We start from the raw sequence: 21,031 nt of genomic DNA, 5'->3' as shown, positions 1-21,031 counted from the left end.
TATGTGTTTCACTGTTTAGTTATCAAGGTTTTCCGCTTGTCTGTTTCTCAGACAGCTCGTTTATTTTATCTCATCTCAAATCGTTTGTCAAGTACTTTTTTCAACTTTTTTCAAACTCTTTTTTTGATGAATCTCTGTCTCGCTGACAGCTTGTTTACTTTATCATGTCTGCAAGCATTTGTCAACAAGTTTTTTCATTTTTTTGAAAAATTTATTTTTTTCAAAAAAATAACGGAGAAGGAGGGATTTGAACCCTCGCGCCGCGTTAGCGACCTATACCCTTAGCAGGGGCACCTCTTCGGCCTCTTGAGTACTTCTCCAGACTCCGAACTTATAATTTCTTATTAAATTGGAGCGCATTTCTTCTGTGTTTCATCCGAAACGCATGGTTAATTATAGCTGAACGTACTATAATTTGTCAACACTTTTTTTATTTTTTTTACATTAATTTTATTCTACTATGATAGATATGGAATCGAACAAGAGATATACTGTAGTGCTAATGGCTTTACAGCCTTTAGATCCATTAGAAAAGGGGCTGTGAAATAACAGTCATCTACGCAAAAAGAGGACTTTTCGTTCATTTTAAAAGAAAAGTCCTCTTTAAAATTTCATATTCAAATCTTAAGACACATTCTTATAATTCCTAAAATCAGCAAATGTACTGGATAAAAAAGATAATTAAACCACTTATTCTGTTTTCCACGTTCTCCATTATAAGTAAGTGTCAGGCCAAATCCAAGCAAAGCCCATGGTTCTTTGAACATGGAAAGATAGGAAAATGGAATCGCAAGTGCCTGTCGGTCATGAAAAATATAATAGAAATATCCAATCAGCACCGCATGGTGTTCATAATCTAATCCCAGATTCATTGCAGCAAAGCACAATACTGCCACAATGAGAAATGATACGAAATACCATAAAGCTTTCGGCAATGCTGCCATCTTTTCCTTGAGTACATCAATCAGCCAGATCATGGCAAGCACCAAGGCTAACGTAAACATAATATTGTTCCAGTTGACTTCAAAAAATGTAGCTGTTGTACACATATCAAAAGGAATTTCTGATATTACTCCAAATACAAGAAGTGTAATTAAATACTTCCATTTATTTTTTGTGTGGAAATAGCCTTCCACGAGAAGGAAGATGAATATTGGAAATGCGATTCTTCCTAAAATATCAAAAAAGTCACTCAACCGATTCAATGCTCCTCCATCCAACTTCGGATAGATTAACGCTTTGTTTGTGTGATCGATAAGCATAGATAGAAAAGCAATGTATTTAAGCTGCGCCCCTGAAAATATTTTTATTCTTTCTTTTATATTGTTCATAAAAAATAGTCCTTTTTTTAATTTCTTCAATTACATTCACTTATTGGGTCATCTTTACCCACCCCACTGGATATGGCGAAAAGGAACCGTTGAATAGTAGGAAGCTAAGATTGTGATAACTCTATATTACTATAGTTGTTTTGAAAAAACTATATAAAAGAAGAGTTTATGAAGCATAAAGCTTTAAAGAAAATCGAAGGAGGAAAGTCCACTCAAAGAGTGAATATACAAAAACAAAAGATTAAGGTGCAGAAACTTCATCTGGAATTGTTGGAGAAATTGCAGTAGCATACAGGTTACTGTTCACTCCCGTGTCAATCACTTCGCTGATTGACACGGAGGATGTATGTTTTGGCTTGAATGCATCTCGCCCCATCGCCAAAGGCGATTTAAAATGGCGAGATGCGTTGCTGGTCGCACATCGTGTGAACAGTAACGCATACAGCGAAAACAGAGGCTGAAATGAAGAGCTGGATGCAAATGAAAGATATATTTTTTATCAGATCAGCCAGAAATTATCTGTGCAGACAATCTTTCTGTATGTCTCAAACTTGAACCACTTATTATGGAACTCTGACTTATTATCAGTTGATTTAAACTCATCCAGGAACTGCTGGTAATCGGCATTGCTGCGGATTTCGAGGGCAAATCCTCTCTCATCCACAACAGGAAGTCCCATGAAGGCATACTTGTCTAACGGAATAATATCCAGTACCTTCTTATCACGGATCAGAACAGCCGCATTATCCTCCAGAGAAACAATATCAAAATAGCCCGGATACTCAAAGCTGTCACCCTCAACAGGCACAGTATCCCCTACATGATAAGTCTTAACCTCTTTATCCGCCTTGGAAAGCAGCGCATTTTCAAGATTGAAATAAAACTCCTCAAAAACATAACCGCCAACCTTCACATCATCCTTCTGGAAGTATGGCTTCTCACCCTCAGTATCCACAGACTCCACAACACCACAGGCCGAAGTCATATGGCTTACACGGTCGATCAGGATCAGCTCACCAAGAGTCTTATTCTTCTTAAACTCATCCAAAACAACTTTATCAGAAAGACCGATCTTGCAAAGAGCGATCTCATTCTTCTCGATAGAATCCACAGACACATGCTCACCAGTGTTAACATCCGTCTTAAACTCAATGCTCTTGATCACACCCGCGATTTTCTTGGTACCAAGCTTCACAAGATACTCCTTGCCCACTTCAAGCCTAGAATCATCCATCCATAGAAGAGTAGCATCAAAGCCCTTTGCAACAGGGATCTCATTATTATTGGTAAGAACACATCCACGGCTTACATCAACCTCTTTATCCAGCTGGATCGTAACAGCCTGGCCGGCAACAGCCTCCTCACGGTTGTCACTGCCCACTAGGATCGTCTTAACAGCCGCTGTCTCGTTGCTTGGGAGCGTTGTGATGATATCACCTACACGAACCCGGCCACTCTCGATCTGACCCTGGAAACCGCGAAATTCATGGTTTGGACGGGAAACTCGCTGAACAGGCAGATAAAACTCACTGACATTCTCAGCCTCTGAAACATCCACAGTCTCAAGATGCTCCAGAAGAGCTTTACCCGTATACCAGGGCATATTCGGAGACTTCTTCGTTACGTTATCACCCTCTGTAGCACTGACAGGAATGATCACAACATCCTGAAGTCCCAGAGTTTCAGAAAGCTCATTAATATCCTTTACGATCTCATTAAAACGGCTCTCACTGTAATCAACAAGATCCATCTTGTTAACAGCAAATACGAAATGATGAATACCCATCAGAGCGCAGATACGTGCATGACGCCTTGTCTGCACCAGAACCCCCTGCTTCGCATCCACAAGAATAATGGAAAGCTGAGCAAAGGAAGCTCCAACCGCCATGTTTCTTGTATACTCCTCATGCCCTGGAGTATCCGCAACGATAAAGCTTCTCTTATCGGTTGTAAAATAACGATACGCAACATCTATAGTGATTCCCTGCTCACGTTCTGCCATCAGACCATCCAGAAGAAGAGAATAATCAATGGCACCTCCTCTGGAACCTACCTTGCTGTCCAGAAGAAGGGCTTTTTCCTGGTCCGCATATAAAAGCTTGGAATCATAAAGAATATGACCGATCAGTGTAGATTTTCCATCATCTACACTTCCGCAAGTGATAAATTTCAGTAATCCGCTCATCCTAGAAGTACCCCTCTCTCTTTCTTTTTTCCATGCTGGCAGCTCCGCCGTCGGAATCGATAACACGTGTAGTTCTCTCAGATTCCACAGAGCTTAAAGTCTCGTCAATGATCTCATCCAGCGTCTCCGCTTCAGATTCGATACCACCTGTCAGTGGATAGCATCCGAGTGTACGGAAACGTACCTTTTTCATCTGCGGCTCCTCACCCGGGTTCAGGCGCATCCTGTCGTCATCCACCATGATAATATTTCCGTCTCTGTATACAATCGGACGCTCTTTTGCAAAATAAAGAGGAACGATCGGGATATTTTCTCTCTTAATGTACTGCCAGATATCAGTCTCAGTCCAGTTGGAGATTGGGAAAACACGGATGCTTTCGCCTTTATTGATCTCAGTATTATAAAGCTTCCACATCTCCGGACGCTGATTCTTCGGATCCCAGGCCTGCTCTGCGTTACGGAAAGAGAAGATACGCTCTTTTGCACGGCTTTTCTCCTCATCACGACGACCACCGCCAAATGCAGCTGTGAAACCATATTTCTTAAGGGCCTGCTTCAGGGCCTGTGTTTTCATGATATCCGTGTATGCGGAACCGCTGTCAAAAGGATTGATCCCCTGCTTCACGCCATCCTGATTAATGTACTCAAGCATTTCGATTCCCAGATCCTTCGCGGTTTTGTCACGGAACTCGATCATCTCTTTAAATTTCCATGTTGTATTTACGTGAAGAAACGGGAATGGCGGTTTCTCCGGGTAAAAAGCTTTCATTGCAAGATGAAGCATTACAGAACTGTCTTTTCCTATAGAATAAAGCATTACCGGCTTCTCGCACTCTGCTGCAACTTCACGGATGATATAAATTGCCTCTGCTTCCAGCTCATCCAAATGTGATAATCCACTCATATCTGATCTCATCCTCCTGTTCCGGCCGCCAGAACCGGCAGCACTTATCTTCTGATCTAATATTTATTCGAATTCCGTCGATCCACATCGATCACGGATGTAGAACCGTCCGTTTTTGTAATGATCCAATGAAGGATATCCCCTTCGCTTTTTACATTCATGATACTTCCGTTCCCGCCGATATCCGCACCAAGGAAAAAGTCGATGGCACCGGCTTTACATTCCTTTACACAGGAAACGCAGCCCCAGCAGTTTTTCGGATATTTCATCACGGCTTTTTTGTCTTCCATGACGATCAGGGTTCCCGGACATACTTCACTGCATTTTCTGCAGCCAACACATTTTGTCTGATCAATTCGTATGCTCATATGTGTCCTCCTTTACAATATCGCGGAAAATCATCCTGATCTCACCATTTTCCAGTTTCGAATTTACATATTTATAAAATTTCTCATCTGTTTCCGGATGATCCAGATTTTCGTTGAAAGAATGCCATCTGGTCTCTTTGCGGTTTTTCAGATGAGCGATCAGTGAACGGCACACAATGAGACGCTCACGAAGTTCATATGCAAACATCAGCTCATGCATATCTGCTGCCGCTGTTTTTTCGGCAAGAGCCTGAAGCTGAAGGATTTTTTCATCTGCAAGAGCAAGCTGTTTCTCATTAAACTGATAATTGGAAGCAATTCCTCCTGCATACTCATCCATGACTTTCTGCATGGCCTCTTCCAGCTCTTCCACGGAAAATGCCGGTGCATCTTCATTGCGGAACTTTTCATACTGAGAAAGAATCTCCGCTTCCTGAACCTTGATTTCTGTCTCAGTCTGAACATCTGCTTCCCTCAGCGTTCCGGCCTTAAACTGTTTCACCATATCCAGTGCTGCAAGCTTTCCTTCTGCAAGAGCTCCTGTCACATATTTCTGTGGACATCCTCCTGCAACATCACCTGCTGCATACAGCCCCTTTACCGTGGTTTCACGGCCTGTATTTACCCAGTAGCCGCTGGCTGTATGACCGCCTACGATATATGGCTCTGTTCCCTGGATCTCAACATCCTGCTCGCTGGGGTTCTTTCCGCTTTCGATCCATTTCAGAGTCTGGCTCGGCGCCATGTTGAGATAAGCCTTCAGAAGATCTTCATCCTGTTCCTTCGTGATCCCTGTAGTCTTCAGGTAACACGGTCCGTGACCAAGCTGATTTTCCCGAACTGTTCCGTAAACTCTCTCACTTGTGGTCAGTCCGTATTTTGTCTCATAGATCTCGCCTGCTGCATTAATCTGTTTTGCGCCGACACCCTGTGCGATGGTTCCCGTAGGAGCAATGGTATCCTTGCAGCGAAGTGCGATAAAACGCATCTCAAAGGACGTCATTTCCGCACCTGCCAGAATTCCCATTGCATATCCGGCGCCTGTGTTAAACGGTGGATACCACATCTTATGTCTGGAAAATCCGGGATTGTTTGGTTTATAAAGTCCGGCCGCTCCGCCTGTTGCAGCAAGAACTGCCTTTGCCCGGATAATGTATGCTGTTTCTTCCATAATAGAGAAACCAACCGCTCCGTAAACCTGTCCGTCTTTTACAAGAAGGTCTGTGATATTTACATAGTTCAGAACGTCTACATTCTCAGCTTTATGAACTGCATCAGCAAGAAGGGGTTTAAAATTTTCGCCGTTGATCTTGATGTTACGGTTTCCTCTGGCTACATAATCACCATTTTCATCCTTCAGGATCACAAGCCCAAGCTTCTCCATTTTTGCGGTAACTTCGTTGAAATTCTCCGCTGCTGTAAGAAGAAGATCCTGCCTTACGATGCCAGCGGCATCCTTTGTGGCATAATCTACATAATCCTGCGGTTTGCGGCCTTTTACGATATAGGCATTGATGGCATTAACACCTGCTGCCAGACAGCCGCTTCGTCTGATATTTGCTTTTTCTGCGATCAGTACCCTGCCGGCTTTCTGTTCTGAGAGAACCAGCGCCGCATAACAGCCTGCGGTACCTCCGCCTATGATCAGCACATCTGTTGTAATTTCCTTTGTGTTTAATCTGTTTTTCATACTCATCACTCTGTTATCTGAATCTCATGTACAGTTACATTTTTTTCTTTATCTACGCCAAAGGCCTTCAACACCGGATTTTCTGCATCCATAAGGGAGAGGATCAGATATTCGATGTTCGGGTCAAATGCAAGTCGTTTATCTTCTTCGGAAGGCCTTGACGGAGACTCCGGATGAGAATGAAAATTTCCGATCATCTGGTATCCGTTGTGACGGATATCTTTGATCGCGCTCAGCTGTTCCTTCGGGTCCATGGAAAAGTGTTCGTTACTTTCATCGATATTTGTCAGCAGATACACCTTCTCGATGGTTTTTACATCGCCCTCAATGGTCCCGCCCAGAAGGCCGCAGGACTCATTGGGAAGTCCTTTTCTGCAGTGGTCTAATATTTTCTCATAATCTTCTTTTTTTAATTTCAGCATTTCTTCGCAGCCTCCAATGGGTTTCTATACTTAATTTTTAGTGTTTCAATTCACACACAGCCTGCTCATAATCGATCAGTTCTGTGATCGTCGGATCATCGCCGCATACCGGGCAATGATGATTCTTCGGAAGCTTCACGGTACGGAAAGTCATCTTCAGTGCATCGTAGGTGAGAAGTCTTCCTGTAAGAAGATCACCCTGTCCGATGATGTACTTGATTGCTTCCATTGCCTGAAGGCTTCCGATCACTCCGCCCATGGCTCCGATCACGCCAGCCTGCTTACAGGTCGGTACGGCATCCTTTGGCGGCGGGCTCTGGAACGCACATCTGTAGCATGGGCCCTGTCCCGGAACGTAAGTCATCAGCTGTCCCTGGAAACGGATGATCCCTGCATGTGAAAACGGTTTCTCAGCCATTACACAGGCATCGTTGATCAGGAATTTTGCTGGAAAGTTGTCCGTTCCGTCAAGAATGAAATCGTAATCTTTGATCAGATCCATGATATTGCTGGAATCTACAAAGGTATGATATGTATTTACAGTAACATCCGGGTTGATGGCCTTCATTGTTTCAGCCGCAGACTCTACCTTCAGTTTTCCGACATCTGCAGTTGTGTGGATGACCTGTCTCTGAAGATTGGAAAGATCTACCTCATCTGCATCTACGATTCCGATAGTTCCCACACCTGCTGCTGCAAGGTAAAGGGCTGCCGGTGCTCCAAGTCCTCCGGCTCCGATTATCAGAACCTTGGCATTCAGAAGCTTTTTCTGACCTTTTACTCCGACCTCTTTCAGGATGATATGGCGGGAGTACCGCTCAAGCTGCTCATTTGTAAAAGCCATTATCTTGCGCCTCCTCCCATGTAGTACAGGAACTCAACAACATCGCCGTCCTTTACCTCTGTCTCCGGAACGTCTGCCTTGCTGATAAATTCATCGTTGATAGTTACGGTTACATACTCAGGACTTTCGATATCCTCTTTCTCAATAAGCTCTGTAAGCTTCAGTCCGTCTTCGTATTCTTTTTTATTTCCTGCAACTGTGATTGTCATTTCTCTGTTCTCCTATTCTTCAACTTTTCTTACGATCAGTGTATAAGTTCCGTCTTCGTTGTCCTCGAGCTTCAGGATCTGATGTCCTTCTTCCTTCACGCTTCTCGGCACATTCTGTACCGGCTCTCCATCGTTCATTTTGATCGCCAGGATCTGTCCGTCATCCAGCTCCTCAAGTGCTACCTTTGCTTTTACAAAGGTTACCGGGCAGACCACATCGGTAATATCTACTGTATCATCAATCTTAATATCAGCCATTGTATGCTCCTTTCAAAACTTCCTGAAGTTTCTCAGCACCTACCCGGTCGATGGTAAATTTAAAACGTTCTCCCGGATTTGCATGATCATCAAAGAACTGGATTGCTGCATCTGTCACTCTGAAAAGCTGCTCCTCAGAGGTGATCAGCGGAAGGAATTCCTGTCCCTTGCTGATGTGATTTCCAAACGTTCCGCCAAAAGAAACGATATATGCTTCGTTTACATCCCATGCATCTACAGGACAGGATTTTGCACATCTGCCGCAGTAGTTACATTTCTCTGTGTCGATCACCAGCTTGTCATCCTCAAAGGAGATAGCGTTTTCTCTGCAGGCCTTTTCGCAGACACCACAGTGGATACATGCGTCTTCTTTCCAGCTGACCTGGGCTGCTCCCTTGATTCCTACATCATTCTCCTCTGCCTTCAGACAGTTGTTCTGACATCCGGTAACACCGAATTTGAATTTATGAGGAAGCTCTCTTCCGAAATATCTCTCATTTAATTTCACCGCAATGTCATAGCTGTTGATATTTCCGCTTGGACAGACAGCGTTGCCCTGGCAGGCTGTAACTGTACGGACTCTCGGTCCGCAGACACCGGGCTTGCATCCGCCTTTTGCAAGATCATCCTTTACATCATCAATATCATCTAATTTAATGAAAGGAATCTCAACTCCCTGTCTGGAAGTAAGATGAACATATCCGTCACCATATTTCTCAGCTACCTCAGCAATCTTCTTAAGGTTTTCTGCTGTAAGGGTTCCGCCTACACAGGCAAGACGAAGGGAAAAGTTATTTTTCTGCTTCTGTCTCATGAAACCACCTTTTTTTAATGTAGCGTAATCTACTTTTGCCATAGCGAACTCTCCATTTCTCTGCTCATGCAGTTTTATCTGTTATTTTCTATCGCCTGTCTGAAATCTTCCTTCAGATCTTCAATGTCTTCGATTCCCACGCTGATCCGGATCAGATCCTCGAATACTCCGGACTGCAGCTTCTCCTCGTCGGAAATGTGTGCCGCGATGGTGGATTCCGGATGGATCACCAGTGTCTTCGTGTCTCCGATGTTGGAAATGATCAGCGGGATCTTCAGGGAATTGATAATGGAAAAAGCCTTCTCCTTGCTTCCCGTTCTCACGGTTACGATGGCACCGAAGCCATTCTTAAACTGTTTTTTCGCAAGTTCATGATAAGGGTTCTCCTCAAGTCCCGGATAATTTACCTGAATGTCACCACCCAGGCTCTGTAAAAACTTCGCAAGCTCCAGTGCATTGTCACACTGTCTCTGCATTCGAAGTCCCAGGGTTTCCAGTCCCAGATTATTAAGGAAAGCATTCTGTGGAGCAAGACATGCGCCTGTATTTCTGAAAAGTCCGTTCCGAAGTTTGGCGATGTATGCAAATGGTCCGAATTTCCGGTACGGGGCAAGTCCCGGATATCGGTAAGGGTCCCATTTCAGACCCTTACCACAGACAAGAATGCCGCTGATGGCATCACTGCTTCCATTGATATACTTGGAAGAGGAGTGAACCACAATGTCAGCTCCAAGCTTCAGTGGCTGGATCAGATACGGTGTTGCCACGGTGTTGTCTACGATCAGCGGTACGTCATACTTATGTGCCACTTCTGCAACTGCCTGGATATCGGTAACGTCCAGCTTGGGATTTCCGATGGTCTCCGCGAAAACAAGTCTCGTCTTCTCGGTGATCTCTGCCTCAAAGGCTTCCGGCTTATTCTCTTTCACATATTTTACGGAAATCCCGAAAGGCTTCAGATCATCGAACAGTTCCACAGTTCCGCCGTACAGTCCGCAGGCTGCTACGATCTCATCTCCGGCCTGAAGAATGTTCAGAAACGCATTGGTCAGTGCTGCCATTCCGGATGCACAGGCCACACTGCCGATTCCATCCTCCAGCATAGTCACTCTCTTCTCAAAGGACTCCACCGTAGGATTGTTGATCCTTGTATAGGAGAAGCCCATTTTTTTATTGTCAAAAATTTTCTCCAGGTCTTCCGCGCTCTCATGTCGGAATGCGCTGCTCTGATAAATCGGAACCTGTGTGGCCCCCTGTGGGTACTTCTCATTCGTACCATGGAGCAGCCCTGTATTAAAGCCGTATTCGTTCATAGCCTCTTCCCTTTCTTTTGTTGACACTTATATTAACCTACTATTCATAGTATGTCAATAGGAAAATGGGATTGAATGTATTTTTTTGTATACACAACTATACAGCAGCATGGTACAATTATAGCAGTTACGGGAATTACAGCCCCAAAAGAAAGATGCTCGCAGACATACAAACCAACATTAAGAGCAGGAGGTGATCCCTATCAATATAAATCCGAAGCTCCGAACTATTTTTCACTCTTTATTCAGCCCTACCTTGGATTTCCGCGTCCGGCTGTTCAACATCCTCGCCTTGGGAGGCACTGTGATCAGCCTGATCATGGCCTTTCTCAGTCTCGGGACCGGTTCCTGGGGAAATGTACTGATCAACATTGCGCTGGTTGCAGTCTCCGGAGGACTTTTTCTTTATTCCTATTACAGTGGAAAATATCAGCGCTGCTACCTGATCACCATTGTCGTGATCTTTCTCATCGTTTTTCCGGTGATGTTTTTTACCAGTGGCGGATATCATGGCGGTATGCCGGCCTTCTTCGTGTTTGCCATTATTTTTACCGTGCTGATGCTGGAAAAAAGACGGGCTCTAATTGTTTCTCTGCTGGAGATTGTCCTGTATATAGGACTGTGTCTGGTTGCGTACCATTTTCCGGACACAGTAACTCCCTTTTCCACGGAAGCTGACCGGCTGGCAGACATTCTTCTGGCGTTTGTCTCTGTAAGTATTGTCTGCGGCAGTGTTCTCTATTTTCATCTGAAGGAATACAATCAGCAGCAGCTCCTTCTGGAGAAACAGAACCTGCGGCTGCGCTCCCTTGATAATGCCAAGTCCACCTTCCTGACCACCGTTGCCCACGAGATCAAAAATCCTCTGAGCTCCATCTCCCTCCACGCACGGGACACATCCGAGCTCCTTGGGGAAAAGCCTCTGGATTTCTCTCTTATGCAGGAAAATCTCCGCACCATCGAACAATCGGTAATGCGGATTGACCGGATCGTGCTGGATCTTATGGATACCGTTTCCATTGAGCAGGGACGGCTGGCCCTTTCCCTTGTCCCATCAGATTTAGGAGCACTTTTACATTCTGTGGAAAAAGATTTCAGCAGTCATCCAAATCCCGGGAATAACCAGCTGGTCCTTACGATACAGCCCGGCCTCCCGGAAATCTCTGCAGACCCGGAACGGCTGATCCAGGTTATCACCAATCTGATCTCCAATGCAGAGCGTCACACAAGGAACGGAACCATCACTATTTCTCTTTCCGGCGAACCAGGCTGGCAGACCATCTGCGTCTCCGACACCGGAACCGGCATGTCAGAAGAAATGCGAAAAAACGCACTCAAGGGTTATGTTTCTGCAGATAAAGATTACTGGCGGCACGGCATAGGTCTCTATGTATGTCATCAGATCATCACTGCCCATGGTGGCAAAATATGGTTGAAAAGTAAAGAAGGCGAGGGAACTCAGGTGTTCTTCTCACTTCCGGAGGAGGAATCATAAATGAATGAAAAAAAATCGCTTATCCTTATGGTCGAGGATGAAGAACATGTGCTGAATACCAACTGCCGGATGCTGCGGCGCCGTGGCTACGATGTCCTTACTGCACAGACAGCCGCCGAAGCCTGCCATCAGCTTGAAGAACATCTACCGGATCTTCTCATCCTGGACATTATGCTTCCGGACGGAAACGGCCTGGATATCTGCCGCCACTTCCGAGAAAAAACCATGAACCCAGTTCTTTTCCTCACAGGAAAAAGTGATATCCGTGATAAAGTAGAAGGGCTTCAGCAAGGAGGCGACTATTATCTCACCAAGCCTTATAATTTCGATGAATTTCTGGCCGTGATCCAGATGCTTCTGGAACGCCAGAAACGAATGGAAGAAAAAATAAAAGAAAAATTTCAGTCCTCCCGCCAGATCACCATCGGAAGCCTGCGGCTGGATCTTTCAGACGGCCATGCATATCTCAATAATGCTGACATAGGCCTTACCCGGATTGAATTCTCCCTGCTGCGTCTCCTTGCCGAAAACCAGGAAAAGATTTTTTCTGCAAAGGAGCTCTACGAAGCGGTATGGGGCAGCTGTGCAGGTACGGATACCAGCACGGTACGGCGACATATCTTTAACCTGCGGGTCAAGATCGGTGCCGAGGATACCGATGAATATGACATTGTCTCGGTTTATGGGAAAGGATATCTTTTTACCTGCCGGTAAATGTCTCTTTTTCTTCACATTTCCGGATATCAGGATCTGTCTGTTACAATATACTTAACAAACAGATCCTTTTTATTTTGTAAAAATTTATGATCCGTAGACAGTAACTGAACAACTGCTGCGCAATTTATCAGGAGGTGCCTATGCATAAAAAAATCTTATTTCTTTTAACAGGTGCGATCGCTCTTTCTATATCTGCAGTCCCGGTTCTCGCTTCTGACCCGCCAACCGATGACGGTCAGTACATCTGGCAGGATGAAAACGGAGATTACTGGTACCGCAATGGTTCTGAGGATGAATATATCGGCGAAGGTAATTACGCCCCTGATCCGGATTCCGGCGAACTGATGGAAGGCAACGATGCCGGTTGGACCGAACAGGACGGTTTTTTTGAACCTCATTATTATTATGAGGACGGCAGTGTGTGGCTGGAGGATGCCACCGGAACCACATATATTGGCTCCAGAGATAAATATTATATTGATGACTATGGTAATCTTCAGGAATATTCCGATTCAGAAGCTGATTCCTCCTCCGGAAATCCTTCAGAAGAGTCCTCCGATACCAGTGGAAACTCCTCCTCGCAGAATTCCGATTCTTCATCCTCCAGTTCCTCTTCCGATACAGACACAGAAGAATCCTCTGAATCGGAAAAGCGTGGCGAGCTTCATATGCGGGTTGGATTTCCTGCCGATGATACGATCAGAGAATCCATGCCCGAAAAAGAAGGTTATTTTGAACAACGTTCCGTAAATGGCGGAAAAAGTAATGCTTTTGTTTTAAAAGTGCCAAACTCCTCTCTGGAGGATTCTTCCCAGAAGGGTTTTCTGGCAGAATACTATCCGGTAAAGGGCGAGATCATCACCAAAAAGGACCTTACCTTTGAATCTTATCCTGCTACAAAATATCAATACTTAACCGCAGTCAACGAAGAAGAAAAAAATGTAGATGCTCTTGTATGCCAGACTGACGATTATACATTTGGTCTCTTTATCCTGACTCCGTCAGACACCTATGATAAAGCAGCCGAAAAGGAAGCCACCGAGCTGATCAAATCCATAGATTTCGTTTACGCAGAGCGTGTGGATATGGCCATGACGGATTACTTCCAGGTTCTTACTCCGGAGCGCTGGAAATATCTCTGCCGTTATGAAACGACCGAAACCGAAAATGGTGGATATAAACTGACTTATTACAATGAGGATGTTCCTGTGCTGACCCTGGAAGCCAGATATTACGATGGTGAAGACCAGCCCCTGGACAGTGTATGGCAGGGCTATCTCGGCCGCATCGAAACTGTCGATGGCAAAAAATACGATCTTCTGTCCACCATCAGCCAGTACTCCGAGGATGCCTCTGACGAATGGAAGGAAATGTATGACACCTATCTGGATACCATAAACGGAATCCGTATGATGGATGGCTGTTCCCTGACCGAAGGAAGCCATACCTGATCCCCCTGTCCCCTCTGCCGTTATTTTGCATACCGGAAGATCCATAGCTGTATCTCCGGTCGCAAAAGGCACATCATATTTGCACAAAAGAAGCTGCAGAACTTGAGTCTTCATTGTTCTGCAGCTCCTTTGTGTTGTTCTATCTGATCATATCTTCTGCCGGTTATCCTTCATAAATCTGATCAAAAATCCCTCCATCTGAAAAATGTGTTTCCTGTGCCTTTTTCCATCCGCCGAAATCATCAATAGTGACAAGATTGATGTCCAGGTCAAACACATCGGAGTATTCTTTCAGAATATCCTGGTTTGACGGACGGTAATAATTATCACCGGCGATCCGCTGTGCTTCATCGGAATAGAGATAATTCAGATATTCCTCTGCCACATCTCTGGTGCCTCTTTTATCTACGACTTTATCGACTACCGCTACTGACGGCTGCGCAAGAATACTGATGCTTGGTGTTACGATCTCGTAGTCGTCCGGATAATCTTTTACGGAAAGATAGGCTTCATTTTCCCAGGCGATCAGTACATCTCCCTGTCCGTTTTCTACAAATGAAGTTGTTGCACCTCTGGCTCCGGTATCAAGGACAAGTACGTTTTTATAAAGATCTCCGATGAATTCTTTGATCTTATCTTCGTCTCCGTTATATTTATCTTTTGCATAGGCCCAGGCTGCCAGATAATTCCATCTTGCTCCGCCGGAGGTTTTCGGATTTGGTGTGATCACACCTACATCTTTCTTTACCAGATCATCCCAGTCTTTGATGTTCTTGGGATTTCCTTTTCTTACAAGAAATACAATAGTCGAAGTGTATGGAGAACTGTCCTCCGGAAATTCATCCACCCATCCGTCATCGATAAGTCCTGCATCCTGGATCGCATCCACATCATACTCAAGTGCCAGTGTTACCACATCTGCTTCCAGTCCGTTGGCAACCTCAAGTGCCTGCTTGCCGGAACCACCATGTGACTGCGTGATCTCCACATCCTGACCTGTTTTTTCTTTCCAGTGTTCCTGGAAAATCTTATTGTACTGTTCGTAAAGCTCTCTGGTCGGATCATAAGATACATTTGTGATGCTGACGCTGTCCGCCGCATAGGTGGTTACGCCTGTAAGACCTCCAATTGTTGCTACTGCTGCAATAGCTGCTACTGCTGATCTCCATCTTCTTTTCATAATACTTACCTCCTGTGTTTTGCCTCGTGTTTTGTTGTTGGGGCTATTATAAACATGAGTAAGTCCATATGAAAACTGTCAGATTGGAAACCGTTTTCATGAGATTTCCAGTAGCAGCACCGTTAATGCTGATTTTGTAGATTTTTATTCTGATTTTCTTCTGTTATCGGTGTATTTTCCACGATTTTTGCATACGATTCAGTGCCGTTGAATACTTTTGTGAAAACGCAATCAGCCTTGTGAATTCAGCTCTTCCAAGAGTTTTTTGCGGTAAGCTTCATCTTTAACAGCTCGTTTCAGGTCTTCTATGCGGTTTCTGTCCAGTAAATATTGTGTCAGCTCCATGCCCTGTTCCATTCCCTCACCCAGTAACATCTGACCAATTCTCGTCATCGCAACGACCTCCTTTATTTCATCCAAGTCTGCATTATCCAGAAATTTATCCTATTTGGCAAAAATCTTTCCAGAAAAACTCTTGCGAAACAGTTATCCACACCCGTCCTGAAAAATCGCTTTTTCGAGCGGATGGTTTTCCACATATTCCACAGAAGTTATCCCCTGCTGTTTGTACAATCATCTATACGCATGTGTAACATTATCCCTTTTCACAGATATTGTTGATAATAATTATTAACCATCACATTTATTTTACAGATAGATATAATCATTCATCACCGGCTGCAGACCATGATCTTTCAGTGCATTAAAAACTTCATCCACAGATCTTCCGTCAGAGATCTCGAACTGGTCATCGCCTTTGTCCTCGATATCCTCTACATGACTTCCGATTCCTGTGCTGACACCTGCGGAAATCTTTGTTGCTGCAATGTTTACCAGATTGTCTCTTACACGTGCACACTCTCTGGTAGATACAGTAATACTTGCAAAAGGCATAAACAGACGATAAGCGCATACTACCTGAAGAAGCTGCGGCTCATGAACATCCTTCGGATTAATTCGGTCATTGTTGATGATCGGACGCAGTCTCGGACAGGAAAAAGCAATCTCTGCATGAGGATATTTTCTCTGCAGAAGATAAGCATGATATCCCGTTGCAAAAGCATCCTTGCGGAAATCATCCAGGCCCAGAAGAGCTGCAAAACCGACTCCTCGCATGCCGCCTTTTAACGCACGTTCCTGTGTATTTAATCTATATGGAAAAATCCTCTTGTGACCTGCCAGATGCAGTGTCTCATACTTATCAGAATTATATGTTTCCTGAAAAACAGTTACATAATCTGCGCCGCATTTGTGAAGATATGCGTACTCATCAGAATTCATCGGATACACTTCAAGGCCGACTACCTTGAAATATTTCCGGGCGATCTCACAGGCCTTTCCGATATATTCCACATTAGACTTGGTTTTGCTCTCTCCGGTAAGGATCAGTATCTCCTGGAGTCCGGTTTCTGCAATAGCTGCCATCTCTTTTTCGATCTCATCTGCATTCAGCTGTGCACGGCGGATCTTGTTGTGGCAGTTAAATCCACAGTAAATACAGTAATTTTCGCAGTAGTTTGCAATGTAGATCGGTGTAAACATGCAGATGCTGTTTCCGAAGTGCTTTCTCGTTTCTTTTCTCGCTGCCTGGGCGATCTCCTCCAGAAGTGGCAGGGCTGCCGGTGAAAGCAATGCCTGGAAATCTTCCGGAGTACGGTTATCGTGCGCCAGCGCCCTTCTCACATCTGCCTCTGTATATTTATCATAATCATACGCATTCATTGTGGAAATGACCTGATCCATCACGTCGGATTCTTCCAGCTGTTCCATATCCGGAAGATATTTCATATGATCGATACGGTTCTTTTTCAGATCCTCCAGAATTTCCTCACTCATGATACTTTCATTAAAATGGCCGTCCTGCTGACCGGCCTGTACTGTTTCTTCCATTATTGTTAAGACTCTCCTCTCGTATATAGTCAATCGGATATTTTCAATCCGCCTTCCGTTCAGACATCTCCGGGATCGTATACTGTCTGCTCCTGGAATATTTTTATCTGTACGCTCTCTGATCAGCGTTCTTATCACTCATGAAGAAATCCTGTCAGTGGTGAAGACGCGCTTGCACCACGCTCCAGAGTTCTTCCCATTCCGGAAAGATATGCGCTTCTTCCTGCTTCAATGGCTTTTTTGAAGGCCTCTGCCATTACACGTACATCACCGGCTGTTGCGATTGCTGTATTCGCCATAACTGCTGCCGCGCCCATTTCCATAGCCTCACAGGCCTGTGACGGACGACCGATTCCTGCATCCACGATGATCGGAAGATCGATCTCGTCAATCAGGATCTGGATAAATTCTTTTGTGCAGATTCCCTTATTGGAACCGATCGGAGAACCAAGTGGCATCACACAGGCAGCTCCTGCATTCACCAGATCTCTGGCTGCATTCAGGTCAGGATACATGTACGGCATGACAACAAAGCCCTCTTTTGCAAGGATCTCTGTTGCCTTGATAGTCTCATAGTTATCCGGAAGAAGATATTTGGAGTCATGAATAACTTCGATCTTTACAAAATCTCCGCAGCCAAGCTCGCGGGAAAGCCTTGCAATGCGTACTGCTTCCTGTGCGTTTCTGGCTCCGGATGTATTCGGAAGAAGTGTGATATCCTTCGGGACATAGTCCAGAATGTTCGCAAGTCCACCTTCATTTGCACGGCGGAGAGCAAGTGTTACGATCTGTGTTCCTGCTTTTTCAATACATGCTTTTACAAGCTCCAGGGAAAATTTTCCGGAACCAAGGATAAAACGGGAAGTAAATTCATGGCCTCCCAGGATCAGTTTGTCTTCGTTTGTGTTTGCTGTTGTCATTTTTATGTCCACCTTTCTTTTATCTGTTTACAGAAAATATTTTCACATCAGCAGCTTCCGCCACCCATAAACTGCAGGATTTCCACAACATCTCCATCTTTCAGTACTGTTGTATCGTAAGTCTCTCTTTTAATGATCTCTTCATTCAGCTCCACTACAACCTGCACCGGAACATAGTTACATGCTTCCAGATATTCTGTTACTGTTACTGGATTTTCCAGTGTTCTGGTTTCACCATTTACTGTGATCATAATCGCTCCTTTCCGGAAATTTCAAAAACTATTCGTTAATAAAAAAAGAGTCCACAAAGAAATACACCCGCGGTGGTGCACCCCTTCATGAACTCAGTTCACTCTCAAAATTTCCCATGTTTAATTGTAAAGTACTTCTTTGTAAATCCTGATCTTACGTATTCGATCGGACAAAAAACATCCGCATTCAATAAAAAAGGAGATACACCAAGGTATCTCCCGTAAATTCATCCTATACGTTCCTACGTTGGCATTATCCAAATCAGGTATATGGGTCGAAGTTGAAGACTTCCTCTCAGCCTGCCATCACAAGCTCCCCTGTTATTTACATGGTTTAGTATAATGCCGATCCTGTTCCCTGTCAAGAATAATAGATCTTTTATTCCAGACTTATTTGTAAGCAGTGAATCCCAGATCCTTCATTGTCAGGTTTAAATTCTTTTTCAGATAGGCATTTGCAGCCTCCATGGCAGCCCTCATCATGGTGTTTGAAGAATCCTGCAGCTCTGACATGGCTTTTTTTCCGTTTGTATACAGGAAGGTCAGATTCTGTCCTTTATAAGCAGATGCTTTTGTGGAAGAAGTTACCAGCACAGCGACTCCCTCTGATGCCACAGCGGACTTCACACTGATCGTATCAGATTTCGCACAGTTTCCGATAATATCCAGTCCGGCCTGGACATCATCTGAAGGCATGGAGATCAGCAGTCCAATATCTATCTTATCTTCTTTCTTCAGATAACCAAGCATCAGAGTACTTTCTTTATCTACTTTGACATTTATAAATTGACTTCCGTCTTCAGTATATTTGCCTTTCTGACTGATGTATTTTTTCAGTTTGGTATAATTCTGCGTCAGTCTGGTATTAGCCAAGGTCGGATTCTTTACAGTAACCTTGCAGGTGAATTTTCTGCCGCCAAGAGTCGCTGTAATAACCGCTGTTCCTGTTTTTACTGTGGTGATCTTTCCGGCTGAATTTACGCTGACAACCTTTGTGTTGCTGCTTTTCCATGACGGTTTCAGACTGGTGCCATTGATCTTCAGTGTATAAGTTTTTTTCGGTGCCAGTGTCAGGCTGGCCTTGTTCATGGTAAGATAATTCAGACCTGCGATCGCTGTCAGTCTTTTTTTATTATATCCACTCCAGATTGTATTTTTTCCGGATTTCCGGTAGGCTTTTACCGTGTAAGTATAACGTGATCCGGTGTTTACTTTTGTATCGGTAAAAGTAATATTCTTACTTCCCGCAATATTTTTTACCGTTTTCCATCCACTGTTTCCGGTCTTGCGGTATACCCGGTATCCGGCGGCGCCTTTTACCTGTTTCCAGCTGAAAATGATCTTTTTCTTTCCGGAGATCTTAATAGAAGACATGGCCGGCGCTGCTACAGTTACTGCCGCCTGTACTTCTGTTGCGCTGATCAGCTCCGGAACCGCAGCTGGTACCGCCGTTGCAAGCATAAGTCCTGTCAGAATTCCACATAAAGCTTTTTTCCATTTTCCTCTCATACGCTTTTTCCTTTCTACTTTATGGTGTATTTATGATTCCTAACAAATATAGTATACATTATGTAGAACATTTCTGCTATGGTATTTTCGCTAAAGAAAAAAGATGATAATCAGCCGCCAACATCAGGAGGTGCTGGAACTGCCCCACTTTCGGAACCAGAAGAAATCCCAGAAGGTGTGAAAACACAAAAATGCAGTACCAGTGATCCGGAAAGCGGGTGGTTTCGAAAAGGTGAGCATAAACATGTTTTTGCGTATGCGGTAGAAACTGCCTGTGATAAGCATGGCTGGATTCTTGGTTACACAGTACATCCTGGAAATGAACATGACAGCCGCACTTTTAAAACTTTATACGATAAGTTGAATAAATTAAACCCACAAATGATAGTTGCAGATGCAGGGTATAAAACACCGACAATCGCTCATCGATTGCTGGAAGATGGGATTAAGCCGCTGTTCCCGTATAGCTGTCCCAAAACAAAAGATGGATTTTTGAAGAAACACGAATTCGCGTATGATGAGTACTATGATTGTTACATATGTCCAGCATCACAAATATTAACTTATAGCACGACAAACAGAAACGGATATAAAGAGTATAAAAGTTGTGGCGAAAAGTGTGCCGGATGTCAATATCTTTCACAATGTACTGAAAGCAAAGATCATGTAAAGCTGGTTACACGTCATGTGTGAGAAGAATATATGGAGGCAGCGGAGGACATCCGGCATACGATCGGGAACAGACAGATCTATCAATTAAGGAAAGAAACCATAGAGCGGATTTTTGGCTTTTTTAAGAAAAATAAAAAAGGAATTGATTATTAGCGAAAAATGGTGCTGGGCATAAGACCCAACACCAAGTTTGTCTACAGTCTGGGGGGCTGTCGAGAACAGCCCCTTCGTTATATAGAAGTTATTTTAAATTTAATGCTTTAAAGTCATTACCGCTGGGTCTTAAGCTTTCTCTTAGCGCCAGCTCCTGCAGCAGCACCTATTGAAACGAGCATAAGAATCACATATAACTGCACATCTGTACTGTCTCCAGTTTTTGGAGAGGACTTCGTTGTTTTATCCGTTGTACTGGTCACCTTTGTTGCGTTAGCTGTCTTTGCTGAAGATGCCTCTGTTTCCTTTTTGTTTACTGTAGAAAGTTTTGCAAGCACTGTGTCTTCCTTTTTTATTTCAGTTTCTGCTTTTGCATCAGTGAACTACTCGGCAACTGAGTTACCAGAGCATCTGAATTAAGGCGGGATACCGCCTTTTCAGGGTGCGTCCATGAC

General features: G+C 44.2%; 21 protein-coding genes, 1 tRNA gene, 1 pseudogene and 1 riboswitch. Of the genes and pseudogenes, 4 read left to right on the top strand and 19 right to left on the bottom strand.

Annotated elements, in window-relative coordinates:
* Positions 1 to 232 precede the first annotated feature (232 nt).
* The 12 genes from WMO28_RS15980 to WMO28_RS15925 form a co-directional block, all read right to left on the bottom strand.
* A tRNA-Ser gene (locus WMO28_RS15980) sits at positions 233 to 320 on the bottom strand.
* A 297-nt stretch (positions 321 to 617) separates the two neighbouring features.
* Positions 618 to 1,331 carry a TraX family protein gene (locus WMO28_RS15975; protein ID WP_349057619.1) on the bottom strand — a complete coding sequence of 238 codons (714 nt, stop codon included), beginning with the start codon at positions 1,329 to 1,331 and terminating at the stop codon, positions 618 to 620.
* Between the two features lie 499 nt (positions 1,332 to 1,830).
* On the bottom strand, positions 1,831 to 3,516 hold the full coding sequence (locus WMO28_RS15970) for a sulfate adenylyltransferase subunit 1 (protein ID WP_349057618.1): 1,686 nt from the start codon (positions 3,514 to 3,516) through the stop codon (positions 1,831 to 1,833).
* 1 nt (position 3,517) lies between these two features.
* Positions 3,518 to 4,420: a sulfate adenylyltransferase subunit CysD gene (gene cysD / locus WMO28_RS15965; protein ID WP_119240733.1), complete on the bottom strand. Its 903-nt coding sequence runs from the start codon at positions 4,418 to 4,420 to the stop codon at positions 3,518 to 3,520.
* Positions 4,421 to 4,476: 56 nt separating this feature from the next.
* Complete coding sequence (locus WMO28_RS15960) at positions 4,477 to 4,788, bottom strand: 4Fe-4S dicluster domain-containing protein (RefSeq protein WP_178642116.1); 312 nt, start codon at positions 4,786 to 4,788, stop codon at positions 4,477 to 4,479.
* Positions 4,772 to 6,478 (bottom strand): adenylyl-sulfate reductase subunit alpha, encoded by a 1,707-nt coding sequence (locus tag WMO28_RS15955; RefSeq protein WP_435376715.1) that lies wholly within the window; start codon positions 6,476 to 6,478, stop codon positions 4,772 to 4,774. Before WMO28_RS15955 ends, WMO28_RS15960 begins: the two co-directional genes overlap by 17 nt.
* 5 nt (positions 6,479 to 6,483) lie before the next feature.
* Positions 6,484 to 6,900, bottom strand: coding sequence for a Mov34/MPN/PAD-1 family protein (locus WMO28_RS15950; protein WP_178642110.1), 417 nt, complete (start codon positions 6,898 to 6,900; stop codon positions 6,484 to 6,486).
* A gap of 37 nt (positions 6,901 to 6,937) precedes the next feature.
* Positions 6,938 to 7,744: a thiazole biosynthesis adenylyltransferase ThiF gene (gene thiF, locus WMO28_RS15945; RefSeq protein ID WP_144093822.1), complete on the bottom strand. Its 807-nt coding sequence runs from the start codon at positions 7,742 to 7,744 to the stop codon at positions 6,938 to 6,940.
* A complete protein-coding gene (gene thiS / locus WMO28_RS15940; protein ID WP_021650460.1) occupies positions 7,744 to 7,953 on the bottom strand; it encodes a sulfur carrier protein ThiS in 210 nt (69 codons plus the stop codon). The genes thiF and thiS (WMO28_RS15940) overlap by 1 nt, the downstream gene beginning before the upstream one ends.
* A 12-nt stretch (positions 7,954 to 7,965) precedes the next feature.
* The gene (locus WMO28_RS15935) at positions 7,966 to 8,211 is read right to left on the bottom strand and encodes a sulfurtransferase TusA family protein (protein ID WP_015526613.1); all 246 of its coding nucleotides are present in this window, start codon (positions 8,209 to 8,211) and stop codon (positions 7,966 to 7,968) included.
* Positions 8,204 to 9,067 carry a ferredoxin-like domain-containing protein gene (locus WMO28_RS15930; protein ID WP_173741799.1) on the bottom strand — a complete coding sequence of 288 codons (864 nt, stop codon included), beginning with the start codon at positions 9,065 to 9,067 and terminating at the stop codon, positions 8,204 to 8,206. The genes WMO28_RS15935 and WMO28_RS15930 overlap by 8 nt, the downstream gene beginning before the upstream one ends.
* A 32-nt stretch (positions 9,068 to 9,099) precedes the next feature.
* Positions 9,100 to 10,338, bottom strand: a complete 1,239-nt coding sequence (locus WMO28_RS15925; protein ID WP_349057620.1) for an O-acetylhomoserine aminocarboxypropyltransferase/cysteine synthase family protein — start codon at positions 10,336 to 10,338, stop codon at positions 9,100 to 9,102.
* 304 nt (positions 10,339 to 10,642) lie between these two features.
* Here WMO28_RS15925 and WMO28_RS15920 point away from each other — a divergent pair, with 304 nt between their 5' ends.
* The 3 genes from WMO28_RS15920 to WMO28_RS15910 all read left to right on the top strand — a co-directional run bounded on the left by WMO28_RS15920 (position 10,643) and on the right by WMO28_RS15910 (position 14,001).
* A complete protein-coding gene (locus WMO28_RS15920) occupies positions 10,643 to 11,833 on the top strand; it encodes a sensor histidine kinase (RefSeq protein ID WP_349057616.1) in 1,191 nt (396 codons plus the stop codon).
* Positions 11,834 to 12,547 (top strand): response regulator, encoded by a 714-nt coding sequence (locus WMO28_RS15915; protein ID WP_178642104.1) that lies wholly within the window; start codon positions 11,834 to 11,836, stop codon positions 12,545 to 12,547. It abuts the gene before it with no gap.
* Between the two features lie 143 nt (positions 12,548 to 12,690).
* A complete protein-coding gene (locus WMO28_RS15910) occupies positions 12,691 to 14,001 on the top strand; it encodes a hypothetical protein (RefSeq protein ID WP_349057615.1) in 1,311 nt (436 codons plus the stop codon).
* A gap of 163 nt (positions 14,002 to 14,164) precedes the next feature.
* Here the strand turns inward: WMO28_RS15910 and WMO28_RS15905 are convergent, their stop codons facing one another.
* From WMO28_RS15905 to WMO28_RS15880, 6 genes are all read right to left on the bottom strand, one after another.
* Positions 14,165 to 15,181, bottom strand: coding sequence for a sulfate ABC transporter substrate-binding protein (locus tag WMO28_RS15905; protein ID WP_349057614.1), 1,017 nt, complete (start codon positions 15,179 to 15,181; stop codon positions 14,165 to 14,167).
* 231 nt (positions 15,182 to 15,412) lie between these two features.
* The gene (locus tag WMO28_RS15900) at positions 15,413 to 15,574 is read right to left on the bottom strand and encodes a hypothetical protein (protein WP_349057613.1); all 162 of its coding nucleotides are present in this window, start codon (positions 15,572 to 15,574) and stop codon (positions 15,413 to 15,415) included.
* Positions 15,575 to 15,829: 255 nt separating this feature from the next.
* On the bottom strand, positions 15,830 to 17,071 hold the full coding sequence (thiH, locus tag WMO28_RS15895) for a 2-iminoacetate synthase ThiH (protein ID WP_349057612.1): 1,242 nt from the start codon (positions 17,069 to 17,071) through the stop codon (positions 15,830 to 15,832).
* A 134-nt stretch (positions 17,072 to 17,205) separates the two neighbouring features.
* On the bottom strand, positions 17,206 to 17,991 hold the full coding sequence (locus WMO28_RS15890; protein ID WP_349057611.1) for a thiazole synthase: 786 nt from the start codon (positions 17,989 to 17,991) through the stop codon (positions 17,206 to 17,208).
* Positions 17,992 to 18,038: 47 nt separating this feature from the next.
* Positions 18,039 to 18,242 carry a sulfur carrier protein ThiS gene (gene thiS, locus WMO28_RS15885; RefSeq protein ID WP_178642089.1) on the bottom strand — a complete coding sequence of 68 codons (204 nt, stop codon included), beginning with the start codon at positions 18,240 to 18,242 and terminating at the stop codon, positions 18,039 to 18,041.
* A gap of 222 nt (positions 18,243 to 18,464) precedes the next feature.
* A riboswitch (TPP riboswitch) is annotated at positions 18,465 to 18,572 on the bottom strand.
* A 60-nt stretch (positions 18,573 to 18,632) separates the two neighbouring features.
* Complete coding sequence (locus tag WMO28_RS15880) at positions 18,633 to 19,751, bottom strand: Ig-like domain-containing protein (RefSeq protein ID WP_349057610.1); 1,119 nt, start codon at positions 19,749 to 19,751, stop codon at positions 18,633 to 18,635.
* Between the two features lie 90 nt (positions 19,752 to 19,841).
* Here WMO28_RS15880 and WMO28_RS15875 point away from each other — a divergent pair.
* Positions 19,842 to 20,555 (top strand): annotated as a pseudogene (locus WMO28_RS15875) (transposase); the annotation flags it as partial.
* A 137-nt stretch (positions 20,556 to 20,692) separates the two neighbouring features.
* On the opposite strand, the gene WMO28_RS15870 reads toward WMO28_RS15875, so the two are convergent.
* Positions 20,693 to 20,914 carry an LPXTG cell wall anchor domain-containing protein gene (locus tag WMO28_RS15870; protein ID WP_178642083.1) on the bottom strand — a complete coding sequence of 74 codons (222 nt, stop codon included), beginning with the start codon at positions 20,912 to 20,914 and terminating at the stop codon, positions 20,693 to 20,695.
* Positions 20,915 to 21,031 lie beyond the last annotated feature (117 nt).

The organism is Blautia aquisgranensis (assembly GCF_040096615.1).
Lineage (GTDB): Bacteria > Bacillota > Clostridia > Lachnospirales > Lachnospiraceae > Blautia_A > Blautia_A aquisgranensis.
This window is presented reverse-complemented; position numbering and strand designations above follow the sequence as displayed.

Bases quoted from the DNA above. Each gene is read 5' to 3' on its own strand.
- WMO28_RS15975 (WP_349057619.1), bottom strand. From the start codon at position 1,331: ATGAACAATATAAAAGAAAGAATAAAAATATTTTCAGGGGCGCAGCTT.
- WMO28_RS15970 (WP_349057618.1), bottom strand. From the start codon at position 3,516: ATGAGCGGATTACTGAAATTTATCACTTGCGGAAGTGTAGATGATGGA.
- cysD (WP_119240733.1), bottom strand. From the start codon at position 4,420: ATGAGTGGATTATCACATTTGGATGAGCTGGAAGCAGAGGCAATTTAT.
- WMO28_RS15960 (WP_178642116.1), bottom strand. From the start codon at position 4,788: ATGAGCATACGAATTGATCAGACAAAATGTGTTGGCTGCAGAAAATGC.
- WMO28_RS15955 (WP_435376715.1), bottom strand. From the start codon at position 6,478: ATGAAAAACAGATTAAACACAAAGGAAATTACAACAGATGTGCTGATC.
- WMO28_RS15950 (WP_178642110.1), bottom strand. From the start codon at position 6,900: ATGCTGAAATTAAAAAAAGAAGATTATGAGAAAATATTAGACCACTGC.
- thiF (WP_144093822.1), bottom strand. From the start codon at position 7,744: ATGGCTTTTACAAATGAGCAGCTTGAGCGGTACTCCCGCCATATCATC.
- thiS (WP_021650460.1), bottom strand. From the start codon at position 7,953: ATGACAATCACAGTTGCAGGAAATAAAAAAGAATACGAAGACGGACTG.
- WMO28_RS15935 (WP_015526613.1), bottom strand. From the start codon at position 8,211: ATGGCTGATATTAAGATTGATGATACAGTAGATATTACCGATGTGGTC.
- WMO28_RS15930 (WP_173741799.1), bottom strand. From the start codon at position 9,067: ATGGCAAAAGTAGATTACGCTACATTAAAAAAAGGTGGTTTCATGAGA.
- WMO28_RS15925 (WP_349057620.1), bottom strand. From the start codon at position 10,338: ATGAACGAATACGGCTTTAATACAGGGCTGCTCCATGGTACGAATGAG.
- WMO28_RS15915 (WP_178642104.1), top strand. From the start codon at position 11,834: ATGAATGAAAAAAAATCGCTTATCCTTATGGTCGAGGATGAAGAACAT.
- WMO28_RS15910 (WP_349057615.1), top strand. From the start codon at position 12,691: ATGCATAAAAAAATCTTATTTCTTTTAACAGGTGCGATCGCTCTTTCT.
- WMO28_RS15905 (WP_349057614.1), bottom strand. From the start codon at position 15,181: ATGAAAAGAAGATGGAGATCAGCAGTAGCAGCTATTGCAGCAGTAGCA.
- WMO28_RS15900 (WP_349057613.1), bottom strand. From the start codon at position 15,574: ATGACGAGAATTGGTCAGATGTTACTGGGTGAGGGAATGGAACAGGGC.
- thiH (WP_349057612.1), bottom strand. From the start codon at position 17,071: ATGGAAGAAACAGTACAGGCCGGTCAGCAGGACGGCCATTTTAATGAA.
- WMO28_RS15890 (WP_349057611.1), bottom strand. From the start codon at position 17,991: ATGACAACAGCAAACACAAACGAAGACAAACTGATCCTGGGAGGCCAT.
- thiS (WP_178642089.1), bottom strand. From the start codon at position 18,242: ATGATCACAGTAAATGGTGAAACCAGAACACTGGAAAATCCAGTAACA.
- WMO28_RS15880 (WP_349057610.1), bottom strand. From the start codon at position 19,751: ATGAGAGGAAAATGGAAAAAAGCTTTATGTGGAATTCTGACAGGACTT.